The following is a 13,309-nucleotide window of genomic DNA, read 5'->3' on the forward strand; positions in this document are numbered from 1 at the left end:
GGTCGACCAGGTCGTCCAGGATGCGGCGCATGGTGGGCCGCAGCGCCTCCATCTGGTTGATGAGGAACTCGCGGGTCACCGTGCGGCGCAGCCGTCCGTGGTCCGGCGGGTCGGCCTGCATGAAGAAGCCGGCGGGCGGCGGCACGTCACCGGTGACGTAGGTGGGGAAGCCGGGGGTGCGCGGGTCGGAGCTGAAGGCGCGGTGGGTGAGGACGGCCCGGACGTCCTCGTGGCGGGTGACGACCCAGGCGGTGTCGCCGCGGGGCGTGCGCACCTGGAACACGGGGCGTTCGGCGCTGAGCGCGCGGTACTGGGGCGGCGGGTCGAGCGGATGCTCGCGCGGCATCGGGAACTCGGGCAGAAGGGCGGTCATCGCGGCGGCTCCGGGCGGGACGGCGGTGGGTGGGCAGGGGCGGTACGCGGCTCAGCGCGCGGCGATCAGCGGGAGGAGGGCCTCGGCGAGCGGGGCGAGGGAGGTGTTGTCCCACATGACGGTGGGCTCGACCTCGATGCCGTACCGGTCCTCTATCTCGGCGCACAGGCCGAACACGTACACCGAGTCCAGGCCGTAGTCGTTGAGCGGGACGTCGGTGGCGATCTCCTCGGCGGGGCGGCCGGTCTGGGCGGCGACGCGGTCGCGCAGCCAGTCGACCAGTTCGGCGGCGGTCGGTGCGGGGGTCTGGGTGGTGAGGTCGGACACGGTTGCTCCTGGTGGCGTTCAGGCCCCGGTGGGGCGGCGGTCGAGGTCGAAGGTGAGGCCGGCGTCGAAGCGCCGGAGGAGTTCGGTGTGCAGCGGCTCGGCGAGGTGCGGCGGCAGCGGGTCGCGGTGGTGGTCGAGATGGGTGCCGAGGCGGTGCAGGAGGGCGAGGGTGACGGCCGGGTCGACGGCCTCGCCGTTCCGGCTCCACCAGGTGTTCAGGCAGGCGGAGGCGGCGAGGACGCCGGTCCAGCGGGCGGTCAGCCCGAAGGCGTACGGGGGTGCGTCGGGCCCGATGAGGGTGGGGGGCAGGGCGGACGCGTCGGCGGCGAGCGCGGCCAGCCGGGCGCACCAGGCGCGGCCGGACTCCGCGAGCGGGTCGTCCGGTGCGGCGGCCTCGGTGCCGAGGACGAGGGAGCGGGCCAGCGGGTCGCGGCCGGCGGCCGAGACGGTCAGGTCCGCGAAGGACAGCGGGGGCAGCGGCCGGCCGGGGCGGAAGGTGTCCGCGGGCAGCGGGTCGGCCGTGGCGGAGCGCCAGCCGCGGCGGGCGGTGAGCGGCAGCTGCGGCAGCAGCGCGGACTGGCAGGAGATCCGGGAGGCGTGGCCGAACGCGGACGGCTGCACGTCCCGCAGCAGTTTCTGGAACAGCGGCTGTTCGCCGGCGCGCAGGTAGAACTGGGAGCCGAGCAGTTCGGACAGCCGCTGGACGGCGCCGATCAGGACGGTCGGGACGAAGGCCTTGACGGCGCTCGCGTAGACGCCGGCCTGGGCCGGTGCGGTGTGGGCGGCGCGGGCGGCGACCGTGGTGAAGGTGTCCGCGAGCAGCAGGTCGGCGAAGGTCTCGGTGAGGATCGACCGGGACAGCGGCAGGTCCGCGGCCGGGCCGCCGTACAGGGTGCGTCCGCGGGCGCCGCGTACGGCGGTGCGCAGCGCGGTGTCGAGCAGGCCGATGGTCATGCCGGGCAGGGCGATGCGGGTCAGCTGGAAGGAGCGCAGGGCGGTTTCGACGCCCTGGCCGGGGCGGCCGACCACGCTGTCGTCGGGGACGGGGCAGTCGGTGAACTCGATGCCGCCGAGCTGGACTCCGCGCATGCCGACGGTGGGGAACCGGTCCAGGTGGCGGACCGCCGTGGCGGGCAGGTCGGCGGTGTCGAGGAGCAGCTGGGAGTGGCTGCGGCTGCCGTGGGCCGGGTCGGTGCGGGCGAAGAGGACCATGGTCTCGGCGCGCCGCAGGTTGGCGACGACCTCCTTGCGGCCGTCGAGGCGGAGCCGGCCGTCGGGGCCGGGCAGCGCGGTGAGGCCGGCCCGGGTGAAGTCGTTGCCGTGGTCCAGTTCGTGGTAGGCGCAGGCGGCCCGGCCGCCGGTCAGCAGCCGTCGGGCGAGCCGCTGCCGCTGCGCGGCGCTGCCGGCGGTCCACACGTTGACGGCGGCCATGAAGGAGCCGGCGCCGTGACCGAGGCCGAGGCAGGGGTCGCGCCGGTAGACGGCCCGCATGACCCGGATCAGGTCGTCGAGGCGGGCGAGCCGGCCGCCCAGGTCCTCCGGCACGAAGTGGGCGCCCAGCCCGAAGCCGGTCAGCAGGTCCTCACCGGCCGCGAGCATGTCGGCGCGGTCGTCGGCGCGCAGGACGGCGGCGCGGCCGACCGGGTTCGCGGGGTCGGCCGCGTCACCGAACAGCTCCTCCAGCCGGTCGACGGCCGCGTGGCCGGACGGGAGGACGGCCGTCGGGCCATCACCCGCGGTGGCACCGGTCCGGCCGCCGCCGACGGCGCCGACGCGGGCCGCGCCGACATCCGGCCGGTGGCCGTCGGCGGGGAAGGCGCCGACCGGCACACTCCCGACCGGCGCGTTCCCGGCAGCCTCGGTCCCCGCACGCTCGGTCCCGGTCGGGGAGGTGCCTGCGGTGTCGGTGGGGCTCGCCGGGGTCATGGGATCAGCTCCTTCGCCGGTTCCGCGAGCGTCTCCAGCATCGGTTCGTACGCCTCCTCGGGTGCCTCGTGGCCCGGCCGGAGGAGTTCCAGGGCCCGTTCCAGCGCGGCGGTGAGCGAGCCGGCCCGCGGCTGGTCGCCGGGGTCGGCGAGCAGCAGGTGGGCGGCGGCGGCACCGGCGAAGCAGCGTTCGTACCGGCGGGCGGCCTCGAACGCCTCGGGCGGGGTGCCGCGGCCGGCCGGCCGGGGTGCCGCCATGGCGTCGGCGACGGCCGCCGCCTCCGCGGCCAGCGCGGCGGCCAGCTCGGGCACCCGGCGCGGCAGGGCACCGGCGGCGGCGAGCGCGGCGAGCCGTTCGGCGGCGGCGGGCAGGGCCTGCACCACGCTGCACCCGGTACGGCTGAACAGGCGCAGCGCGCCGGCGTCGACGGGCGGGACGGGCTGTGCGGTGACGGTGGCGGCGAGGCCCTCCGCGTCGTACGCGCCCTTGCGGTGCAGCCGGGCGAGCACCGGGAACTGGTTGATCAGCGAGACGCGGTTGACGGCCGTACTGCCGTCGAAGATGGCGACGATCCGGTGGTCGCGCTCCAGCTTCTGGAAGGCGCCGTGGGCGTGGTGCTCGGTCAGGAAGCCGCGCGCGCCGAGGAGTTCGGCGAGGTCGTCGACGGCCAGCTGGACGATCTCCGGGACGCCGGCCTTGACGGCCGCCGACACCACGCTCATCTCGCCGGGCAGGTGGTGGGCCGCGCGGGCCGCCACCAGCGAGGCGGCGTCGGCGAGGGCCAGCGAGGCCGCGGCCCGTCCGAGCACCCGGCGGGCCAGCGGCAGCCGCAGCAGGGTGGTGCCGTACATGGCGCGTCCGGCCGCGAAGGCGTGGGCCAGCCGCAGCGCGTGCTCCCCGGCGCCCAGGGACAGGGAGGTGCACACGGTCCGGGTCAGCTGGAGGGAGCGCAGCACGATGTCCAGGCCGTCGCCGGGGCGGCCGGTCAGGGCGTCGGCGGGCGTCTTCGCGCCGGTGAAGCGGATGCCGCTGATGTCGGCGCCGCGGATGCCGTGCGTCGGCTCCTTGGGCAGCGGGCTCCAGGTGCCCGGCGCCAGGGCGTGCTTGTCGACCAGGAGCTGGCTGAAGCCGCGCGGGCCGCCCTCGGGCGCGGTCCGGGCCAGCACCGAGATCAGGTCGCCGCGGGTGGCGTTGTTGATGGGCCACTTGGCGCCGTCGAGCCGCCAGCCGCCGTCCGCCGTGGGCTCGGCGGTCAGCTCGCCGGCCAGCAGGTCGCTGCCGTGCCCGGGTTCGGTCAGGCCCCAGGAGACCACCGCGCCGGCCAGCACCCGCCGGGCGAGCGTCCGCCGCTGCTCGTCGGTGCCGGCCACCCAGGTCGGCACCGAGCCGAGGAAGGTCTTGCCGTGCGCGACGGCGACGGTGACGTCCCGGCGGGCCACCGTGCGCAGCGCGGCGACCAGTTCGGGCAGCCCGCCGGAGGCGCCGCCCAGCTCGGCCGGCACATAGGCGCGGGCCGTGCCACAGCCGTCCAGGACGGCGCACGCCTCGGCCGGGAACTCCTCGCGGGCGTCGAGCCGGGCGCCGGTCGCCGGGTGGAACGGCCCGCCCGGCACCGCCGCCGCGTCGATCGCGGTGTCCAGGGCGCCGGGCAGTCCGGTGGGCCAGTGTGCGGCGCCGCTCACGCAGGGACCTCGCCGACCAGCTCGCGCACCGCGGGCTCCAGATGGGCGTGGAGCGGGGTGAGCGCGCCGTCGAGGAAGAGCCGGCGCATCTCGGAGCGCTGCACCTTGCCGCTGGTGGTCTTGCGGACGGATCCGGGGCGCAGCAGCACCAGGCCGGCCGTGCGCACCCCGAACTCCTGGTAGACGGTGGTGCGCAGGGCCCGGGACAGCTCCGCGTACTGCTCGTCGGTGAACCGGCCGCGGATCTCGTGCAGGACGACGACCTCCTCCTGCGGCACGGGCACGGTGAACGCCGTGCCGGCGAGCGTGGCCAGCTCGGGGTGGCGGCGGCGCAGCTCGTGCTCGATGTCCTGGGGGTAGAGGTTGCGGCCGTGCACGATCAGCAGGTCCTTGCTGCGGCCGGTCACATAGATCTCGCCGTCCACCAGCGCGCCCAGGTCGCCGGTGCGCAGGAACGGTCCGTCGCCGTCGGCGGTGCGCGCGCCGAAGGTCTCCTCGGTGGCGTCCGGGCGGCCCCAGTAGCCGGCGGCCACGCTGGGACCGCGCAGCCAGATCTCTCCGGTGGTGCCGTCGGGCAGCACGGTGCCGTCGGCCGGGTCGACGATCCGTACGTCGAAGTCCGGTACGTTCCCGCAGCCGACCAGTTCGCGGACCGGTCCCTCGGGCAGCGGCGGCTGGAGGACGTGCTTCTCCAGGGCGTCGGAGTCGACGGGCTCCACCCGGGGCGGCCGGCCGGCCAGGCCGGAGACGAACACGGTGGCCTCGGCCATGCCGTAGCAGGGGGCGAGGGCCTCGGCGCGGAAGCCGGCCGGGGCGAACCGCTCGGCGAAGTCGCGCAGGGTGGAGGCCTGGATGGGTTCGGAGCCGTTGGCGGCGAACGTCCAGCGGGACAGGTCGAGACCGGCCAGCTGGGCGTCGGTGACCCGGCGCACGCACAGCTCGTAGGCGAAGTTGGGGGCGGCCGAGTAGCCGACGTCGTAGCGGTCGAGGAGGCTGAGCCACTGGTGGGGGCGCTTGAGGAAGGCCATCGGGGACATCAGGGCGCAGTGGCTGCCGAGGAAGAGGCTGGGCAGCAGCTGCCCCATCAGGCCCATGTCGTGGTACAGCGGGATCCAGCCGCCGAAGTTGGTGTCCTCGGTGAGCCCGAGGGCGCGGCGCAGGCTGTCGGCGTTGTGCAGCAGGTTGCCGTGGTCGACCATGACGCCCTTCGGGTCGCCGGTCGAGCCGGAGGTGTACTGGAGCAGGACCAGGTCGCCGGCGGTGGCCCCGGGATCACGCCAGGCGTCGGCGGCACCGAAGCCGTCGGTGTCGCTGGCCGCCACGGTGAAGCCCAGGTTCTCGGTCTCGATCCAGCGGCGCGCCTCCTCCAGCTGCCCGCTGTCGGTGAGCGCGACGCCCACCCCGGCGTCCAGGGCGATCCGGGTGACCCGGCGCTGCTGGTACTGGAACTGGCCGGGCATCGGCGAGGGCACGGCGACCGTGCCGGCGTACAGGCAGCCGAGGAAGGCGGTGACGAAGGGCAGGCCCGGCGGGTGCAGCAGCAGGACGCGGTCGCCGGGCGCGCAGCGCTCCTGGAGCCAGGAGGCGACGCGGCGGGCCTCGGCGTCCAGGGCCGCGTAGTCCAGGGTGCGGGCGCCGTCGGCCGCGTCGTGGTCGTGGACGAAGGTGACCGCGGCGCGGCCGGGCCGCTCGGCGGCGTGCCGGCGCAACAGGTGCAGGGCGGTGGGTTCGTCCAGCGGGGAGGGGTGGGTCACGGTGCTGTCCTCTCGGCGCGCGCGGGCAGGAAGCCGGTGGCTTCGAAGTGGTCGAGGTAGCGGCCGACCAGCTCGCGCTCGGGCGGCAGGCAGGCGATGCCGGAACCGGTCAGCGCCGCCCGCAGGTGGGTGGTGTCGAAGACGGGGCGGCTGCCCCGGTAGCCGAGGTCCTCGGCGGGCTGGTCGGCGCCGAACAGCGGCAGGAACCGGGCGAGTTCGTTCTCCGTGCCGCCTTCCACGGCCCGGGTCAGCTCGGCGTACCAGTCGGCGTACGACAGCCGGCGCAGCGGGTAGCCGCACTCGGCGAGGAGTTCCACCAGCCGGTTCCAGGCCAGCGGGTGGCCGCCGGGCAGGTTGAAGGCGGTGCCGTGCCACTGGCCGCCCAGCGCGATGTGCGCGACGGCGGCGGCGCAGAAGTCGACCGGCGTCATCTCCAGGAAGACGTCGAACTCCAGGGCGGCGCCGAGCTGGACGCAGCCCTTGAGGGTGGCGTTGAGGAAGGTGTCCTCGGCGCAGGCGCCGGTGGTCTGCGCGCCGGTGATCTGGCCGGGCCGGTAGACACAGGTGGGCAGGCCGCGCTCGTGCGCCTGGGCCATCATGCGGTCGCCGACCCACTTGGTCTGCCGGTATCCGCCGACCACGCCCTCGGGGTCGGTCGCCGCGTCCTCCGCCCACCGGTGCTCGCCGGGCCGGCCCGGGTAGACGGCGAGGGAGGAGATGTAGTGCACCGGCTTGATCCGGTGGCGGGCGGCGAGCCGCAGCACCTCCTGGGTGCCGAGCACGTTGACCGGCTTCAGCCTGCGGTACGGCAGGGCGTAGCTGGACCAGGCGCCGTTGTGGACGATCATCTCGACGTCCCGGGCGAGCCGCAGGTAGGTGTCGTGGTCCAGGCCGAAGTAGGGGCGGGCCAGGTCGCCGGGCACGCCGGTGAACCGCCGCTCGTCGCCGTCGCGCCACACGCCGTACGTCCGCATCGCGGCCCGCACCCGGTCCGCCGCCTGCCCGGGGGTGTCGGCGCGGACGAGGACGTACAGGTGCGCGTCGGACCGGTCGAGCAGCTCGCGCATCAGGAACGCGCCGGTGTAGCCGGTGCCGCCGGTGAGGAGCACCGTGCGGTACGGCGTGGCGGCCGGCGGGAGGGCGTCGGCGGCCGGGGTGATGTCGGCGGGCAGGACGGCCTCGGCGGCGAGGTCCGCGCCGGTGATGGAGCGCGGGTGCCGGCCGGTGTCCGCGGTGGGCGCGGTGCCGTCCTGGGTGTCGAGGTGGCGGGCGAGGCGCTCCAGGGTGGGGTGGTCGAACAGGCCGCGCAGGTTCACTTGGAGGCCGGTGGCCGCGCGCAGCCGGGCCGCCATCTGGGCCGCGGCGAGGGAGTCGCCGCCCAGCTCGAAGAAGTTGTCCTTCAGGCCGACCCGGCCGACGCCGAGCAGGTCGGCCCAGATCTCGGCGAGCCGGATCTCCAGCGGGGTCTGCGGGGCCACGTAGGCGGTGCCGGCGCTCTCGCCGTCGGACACCGCCGGCAGCCGGCCGCGGTCCACCTTGCCGTTGGGCAGCTTGGGCAGCTCGGGCAGGACGACGTACCGGGACGGGACCATGGCCTCCGGCAGCTGTTCGGCGGCGAAGTCGCGCAGCCGGGTGCGGAAGGCGGCCCAGGCCGTCTGGGCCAGCGGATCGTTGGCCAGGGGCGGGATGGATGCGTTCACGGTGCTCACTGCTTCCTCTGCGGCCGGGCCGCCTGCTGGGATTCCGGGGCATGTTCCCGTGCGGGGGCTGGGGCTACCGGTGTGCCGGCTTCCGGAGCGCGGACGTCCCGGCTGTCGGCCCCCGGCGCGCGAACGTCCCGGCTGCCGGCCTCCGACGCGCGGGCTTTCCCGGCGCCGCCTCGCGGTCCGTCCGCTTCCGGAGCCCGGACGTCCCGGCTGTCGGCCCCCGGGTCGTCGGCTTCCCTCGGGTCGGCCTGCGGGGCGTGGGCTTCTCGCAGGTCCGCGCGCGGCTCGAAGACGACGTCGAACTCGCCCGTGCGGCCGGGGGCCGGGGGTTGCAGGCGGACGGTACGGCCGTGCCGTTCGCCCAGTTCCGCGATGTCCTCGGGGTCGATGCCCGGGTCGGCCGACGCCTCCCAGAGCGAGCGCTCCAGCTCCCACGCGGTCTGCTCGGCGGGCTGCTCGGCGCGCAGCAGGGCCAGCGCGGCGAGCGGGCGCACCAGGCGCCGGTCGGGCAGGCCGGTGACGGTCAGGGTCCGCTCGGGCGCGGTGCCCGCCAGCAGTTCGGCCAGCGCGTCGGGTCCGGTCAGGTCGGCCCAGGACAGCCGCTTGCCGTCGGCGTCGCCGTCCGGGGCGCGGCCGGGGCCGTACAGGGTGACGTCCCAGCGGAACCGGGTCAGCTCGTTGGCGTGCCGGCCGCGCTTCAGCTCGATGCGCAGGCCGAGCCCGGCGGCCCGGGCGAACTCCTCGAAGAAGGCCGGGGTGAGGCACAGTTCGCGTTCCTCGGCGAGGGCGCGGGCCGCGGCGGCGGACACCTCCCGGGCCGGGCTCAGCGCGGGGGCCCGGCGCAGCTGGGTGTCGGCGTGGAAGGCGGGCAGCAGCGTCAGGTCCCGGACGTCGCCGACGAAGACGGCGCCCTCGGGGCCGGCGACGCGGACCGCCTCGGTGAGCACCCGGTGCAGGTAGTCCGGGCCGGGGAAGTACTGCACGACGGAGTTGAACAGCACCAGGTCGGCACCGGCGTCGGGCAGCTCGGCCAGGGCGGTGGCCTCGGCCTGGCGCAGTGTGATGTGGGCGGGCAGCTCGCCGTCACCGGCGACCGCGGCGGCGGCCGTCGCCAGGGCGGCCGGGGACAGGTCGAGGCCCAGGTAGGAGTCCGCGTCCGGGGCGAGCCGGCGCAGGTACAGGCCGACGCCGACACCGACGTCCACGATCCGTGTCCCGCCGGTACGGCGGATGCGGCGCACGGTCCGCTCCACCCAGTCCCGCATCTCGTGCACCGGGATCGGCCGCTTGGTGTAGCTGCTCAGCCAGCCGGCGAAGTCCCGTTCGTCGGCGGAGCGGGCGTCGTCGGCGGTCGCGGGCGCCGGGGTCTGCTCCGCCCCCTCCGGGGTGTCCGGGCTGTACGCCCCCTGCCACACCTCCCGCCACCGGTCCACGTGGCTGCGCTCGCCGTCGGCGTTCCCGTCCCGGGTGGCCGGGGCGACGTAGGCGACGAGTTCGGCTCCGCCGCCCGCGCGCGGGGCGGCGACGACGGCGACCGAGGCGGCCTCGGGGTGGCGGGACAGGACGCTCTCGACCTCGTCGGGTTCGACCCGGTGGCCGAGGATCTTCACCTGGCGGTCGATGCGGCCGAGGAACTCCAGCAGTCCGTCGGCCCGCCACCGCACCCGGTCCCCGGTGCGGTACCAGCGGGCGCCGTCCGCGGTGACGAACCGTTCGGCGGTCAGATCGGGCCGGTCCAGGTAGCCCTGGGCGACCCCGTCGCCGCCGATCCACAGCTCGCCGGCGACGCCGACGGGGGCCTCGCGGCCGTCCCCGGTGACGACCCGGACGGCCGTGTTGGCGATCGGGCGGCCGATCGGCAGGGCGGCGGCGTGCACGTCCCGCTCGCGGTCGAGTTCGTGGACCGTGGACCAGATGGTCGTCTCGGTCGGGCCGTACATGTTGTAGACGCGCACCGCGGGCAGCGCGGTCAGCAGCCGCTGGGCGAGCCCGGAGGGGAACGCCTCGCCGCCGACCAGCAGGGCGCGCAGCGGGCGCAGCGCGTCCAGCGCCTCCGGCTGGGCCGCCACCGCCGCGAGGAACGACGGGGTGGCCTGGAGCAGGGTGGCCCGGTGCCGGACGAGGAGGTCCTGGAGGGAGTCGTCGCCGTCGGCCGGGGTGAGCCGCTCGATCATCCGCTCGCCGCCCACCACGACGGTGGCCCCGCGGGTGAGCGGCCACAGCAGTTCGAGGACGGAGATGTCGAAGGACACGCTGGTGAGCGCGAGGACGACGTCGTCGGCGGCGAGCCCGATCCGCAGGTCCATGGCGGCGCAGAAGTTGACGACGTTGCGGTGCAGCAGCACCGTGCCCTTGGGGCGGCCGGTGGAGCCGGAGGTGTAGATGACGTACACCGGGTCGTCGGCGCCCGGGCCGTCCAGCGGTCCGGCGGGCCGGGCGGCGATCCGCTCCGCGTCCCGGTCGAGCCGTACGACGGCGCCGGCGGGCAGGTCCTCGGGGCCGCCGGGGCCGGTCACCAGGCAGTCCAGGGCGGCGTCCGCGGCGATGTAGCGGAGCCGGTCGGCGGGGAAGCCGGGGTCCATCGGGACGTAGGCGGCGCCGGTGCGGGCGACGGCGAGCAGGGTGACGACGAGGTCCGTCGAGCGCCGTACGCTCACGCCGACCCGGCTGCCGCGGCCGGCCCCCAGCGCCCGCAGGTGGTGCGCCAGGCGGGCGGCCCGCTCGTCGAGTTCGGCGTAGCTGAGGCGGGTACCGCCGTCGACGAGCGCGGTGGCCTCCGGGGTGGCGGCGATCTGCCGGGCGATCAGTCCGCTGAGGGTCGCCTCCGGGTCGTACGGCATCGCCGTGTCGTTCCAGCCCGCCACCAGGGCCCGCTCGTCGGGGCCGCGCAGTTCGGCCGGCGGCGCGGCGGCGGGGTCGGCGGCGAGCGCGGCGAGGGCGCGGGCGTAGTAGCCGGTCAGGCGGTCGCAGAACTCGGGGTCGAGCAGCGAGGTGTCGCAGTCCAGCCAGAGCCGCAGCCGGCCGCCCGCCGGGTCGACCAGGAAGTTCGCGGCGAGCGGGAAGTTGGTCTCGGCGATGCCGAAGCCGTCCTGGATGGCCGCGTCGGAGCCCCACTGCTGGTGGAAGTCCATGAAGTTGACGTACGAGTCCAGCGCGAGGTCGGGGTGGTCGCGCAGGATGCGGGCGAACGGGTAGCGGCGGTGCGGCAGGGTGCGCTGCTCGTGCGCGCGCACCCGGTGGGCCAGGTCGAGCCAGGAGCCGTCGGTCACGGACAGCCGGAGCGGGAGCGTGTTGAGGAACACGCCGATGACCTGGTCCCCTCCGTCGTCCGCGAGCCGGCCGTGGGTGACGACACCGGTCAGCACCTCGTCGCCGGGTGCCACGGCGTGCAGGACGACGGCGTGGGCGGCGGCCAGCAGGGACTTCGGGGGAAGTCCGGCGGCGCGGGCGGCGGCGGTGATGCGGGCCCCGGCGGACTGCTCCAGCGGTACGTCGAAGCGGCGGTGCCGGGCGCCGGCCGGGCGGCCCGTGGTGCGTGCGGGCAGCGTGGCGGGCTCGGCGCCGGCCAGTTCCCCGGCCCAGAAGTCGCGGTGCGCGCCGTCGTCCGCGGCGCGGCGTTCGGCGGCGACGAACTCCCGGAAGGTGCTGGGGATCTCGGGCAGGAAGAGGTCCTCGCCCGAGAGGGCGGCCCGGTAGCGGACGACGATCTCGTCCAGCATGGCCGCGTCGCTCCAGCCGTCCAGCACCACATGGTGTTCGACCACGCTCAGCTGGAAGGACTCGGCGTCCAGCGGGTGGGCGGTGAAGGCCAGCAACGGGGCCGCGGTGAGGTCGAAGTCGTGGTGCTTGGCCGTCTCGGCCCACGCGGCGAGATGGGCGTCGCGGGTGCGGGGGTCGGCGCCGCGCAGCGCCTCGTCGACCGTGAGGGGCACGGTCACGTCCCGGTGCACCAGCTGGAGCGGTTCGCTGAAGCCGGTGAGGTGGAAGGAGCTGCGCAGCGCCGGGTGGCGCCGGACGGTGCCGGCGAGCGCGGCGCGCAGCGCCTCCTCGGCGAAGGGCAGCCGGACCCGGATGCTGGTGACCACCCGGTAGACGGAGGAGTGCTGTTCGTACTCGGCGTGGAAGACCATGCCGGACTGCATGCTGCTGAGCGGGTGGGCGTCGTCCAGGCCGTCGGGCAGCAGGTCCCGGTCGGCGGCGGACAGCAGCGAGAAGGGCCGGGTGTGCGGCCCGGCGGGCACGTACGGCCGGGTGCGGCGGGCCAGGGCGCGGACGGTCGGTGCCTCGTACAGGTCGGGCAGGTCGAAGGTGACGCCGGTGTGCTCCAGGGCGGTGCGCAGCCGGATGCTGAGCAGGGAGTCGCCGCCGAGCGCGAAGAAGGAGGCGTCGGGGTCGATCCGCTCGGTGCCGAGTACGGCCGTGAAGGCGTCGTGGATCCGCTGCTCGTCCGCGTCCAGCGGGCCCGCCGCGCGCTGCGCGGGTGCGGCGGCTCCTTCGGGCACGGGCAGGGCGCGCCGGTCGACCTTGCCGTTGGGCGACAGCGGCAGGGCGTCGAGCAGGACGACGGCGGACGGCACCATGTACCCGGGCAGCCGGTCGGCGAGCGCGGCCGTCAGGGCCTCGGGGGTGGTGCCGGGGGCGACGGCGTGGGCGAGCAGCCGGGGCTGCCCGTCGGCGCCCCGGGGTGCGGTGACGACGGCCTGCTCGACGCCGGGCAGGGCGAGCAGCGCCGACTCGATCTCGCCGGGTTCGACGCGGAAGCCGCGGATCTTCAGCTGGTGGTCGAGCCGGCCGCGGTACTCGACCACGCCGTCCTCCCGCAGGACGGCCAGGTCGCCGGTGCGGTAGAGGACTCCCCCGCCGGGGGTGTACGGGTCGGTGACGAAGCGTTCCGCCGTCTGCTCGGGCCGGTTGAGGTAGCCGGCGGCGACCTGGACGCCGCCGATGTGGAGTTCGCCGGGCACCCCGAACGGCAGCAGTTCGCCGCCGGGGTCGAGCACGTACAGGCTGGTGTTGGCGACGGCCCGGCCGATCGGCACCGGGCCGGTGCCGTGCTGCTCGGTGCAGCGCAGGTGGGTGACGTCGATGGCGGCCTCGGTGGGGCCGTAGAGGTTGTACAGGCCGGGCGCGTCGGCGGCGGGGCCGTACACGGCGAAGAAGCGGGCCACGGTCTCCGGGCGCAGCGCCTCGCCGCTGCACACCACGCGGCGCAGCCCGGTCAGGCGGGCGGCCTCGGGCTCGGCCAGGAACAGGTCGAGCATGGGCGGCACGAAGTGCAGGGTGGTCACGCCGTGGGCGCGGACGGCGGCGGCCACGGCCCGCGGGTCGCGGTGGGCGCCGGGCGCGAGGAGGTGCAGCCGGGCACCGGCGAGCAGCGGCCAGAAGAACTCCCAGACCGACACGTCGAAGGTGAACGGCGTCTTCTGCAGCACGCATTCGCCGGGTTCGAGGGCGTACTCCTCCTGCATCCACAGCAGGCGGTTGACGACGGCCCGGTGGGGTACGGCGACGCCCTTCGGGGTGCCGGTGGAGCCCGAGGTG

The 13,309-nt window shown here is 75.9% G+C and carries 6 protein-coding genes and 1 pseudogene; all 7 read right to left on the bottom strand.

Annotated features, from left to right (window positions below; genetic code table 11):
- Positions 1 to 373, bottom strand: a pseudogene (locus tag CCN44_RS32745) (cytochrome P450); the annotation flags it as partial.
- 51 nt (positions 374 to 424) lie between these two features.
- On the bottom strand, positions 425 to 700 hold the full coding sequence (locus CCN44_RS32750) for an acyl carrier protein (protein WP_059249055.1): 276 nt from the start codon (positions 698 to 700) through the stop codon (positions 425 to 427).
- Between the two features lie 18 nt (positions 701 to 718).
- Positions 719 to 2,626, bottom strand: a complete 1,908-nt coding sequence (locus tag CCN44_RS32755; RefSeq protein WP_237481971.1) for an acyl-CoA dehydrogenase — start codon at positions 2,624 to 2,626, stop codon at positions 719 to 721.
- On the bottom strand, positions 2,623 to 4,308 hold the full coding sequence (locus tag CCN44_RS32760; protein WP_237481969.1) for an acyl-CoA dehydrogenase family protein: 1,686 nt from the start codon (positions 4,306 to 4,308) through the stop codon (positions 2,623 to 2,625). The genes CCN44_RS32755 and CCN44_RS32760 overlap by 4 nt, the downstream gene beginning before the upstream one ends.
- On the bottom strand, positions 4,305 to 6,062 hold the full coding sequence (locus tag CCN44_RS32765; RefSeq protein ID WP_059249057.1) for a fatty acyl-AMP ligase: 1,758 nt from the start codon (positions 6,060 to 6,062) through the stop codon (positions 4,305 to 4,307). The genes CCN44_RS32760 and CCN44_RS32765 overlap by 4 nt, the downstream gene beginning before the upstream one ends.
- Complete coding sequence (locus CCN44_RS32770; protein ID WP_237481966.1) at positions 6,059 to 7,762, bottom strand: thioester reductase domain-containing protein; 1,704 nt, start codon at positions 7,760 to 7,762, stop codon at positions 6,059 to 6,061. Before CCN44_RS32770 ends, CCN44_RS32765 begins: the two co-directional genes overlap by 4 nt.
- A 5-nt stretch (positions 7,763 to 7,767) precedes the next feature.
- Positions 7,768 to 13,309 (bottom strand): non-ribosomal peptide synthetase (locus CCN44_RS32775; RefSeq protein ID WP_143650108.1); only part of this gene is annotated, 5,542 nt, incomplete at its 5' end.

This window comes from Streptomyces tricolor, from assembly GCF_002155905.1.
GTDB classification, from domain to species: Bacteria; Actinomycetota; Actinomycetes; order Streptomycetales; family Streptomycetaceae; genus Streptomyces; species Streptomyces tricolor.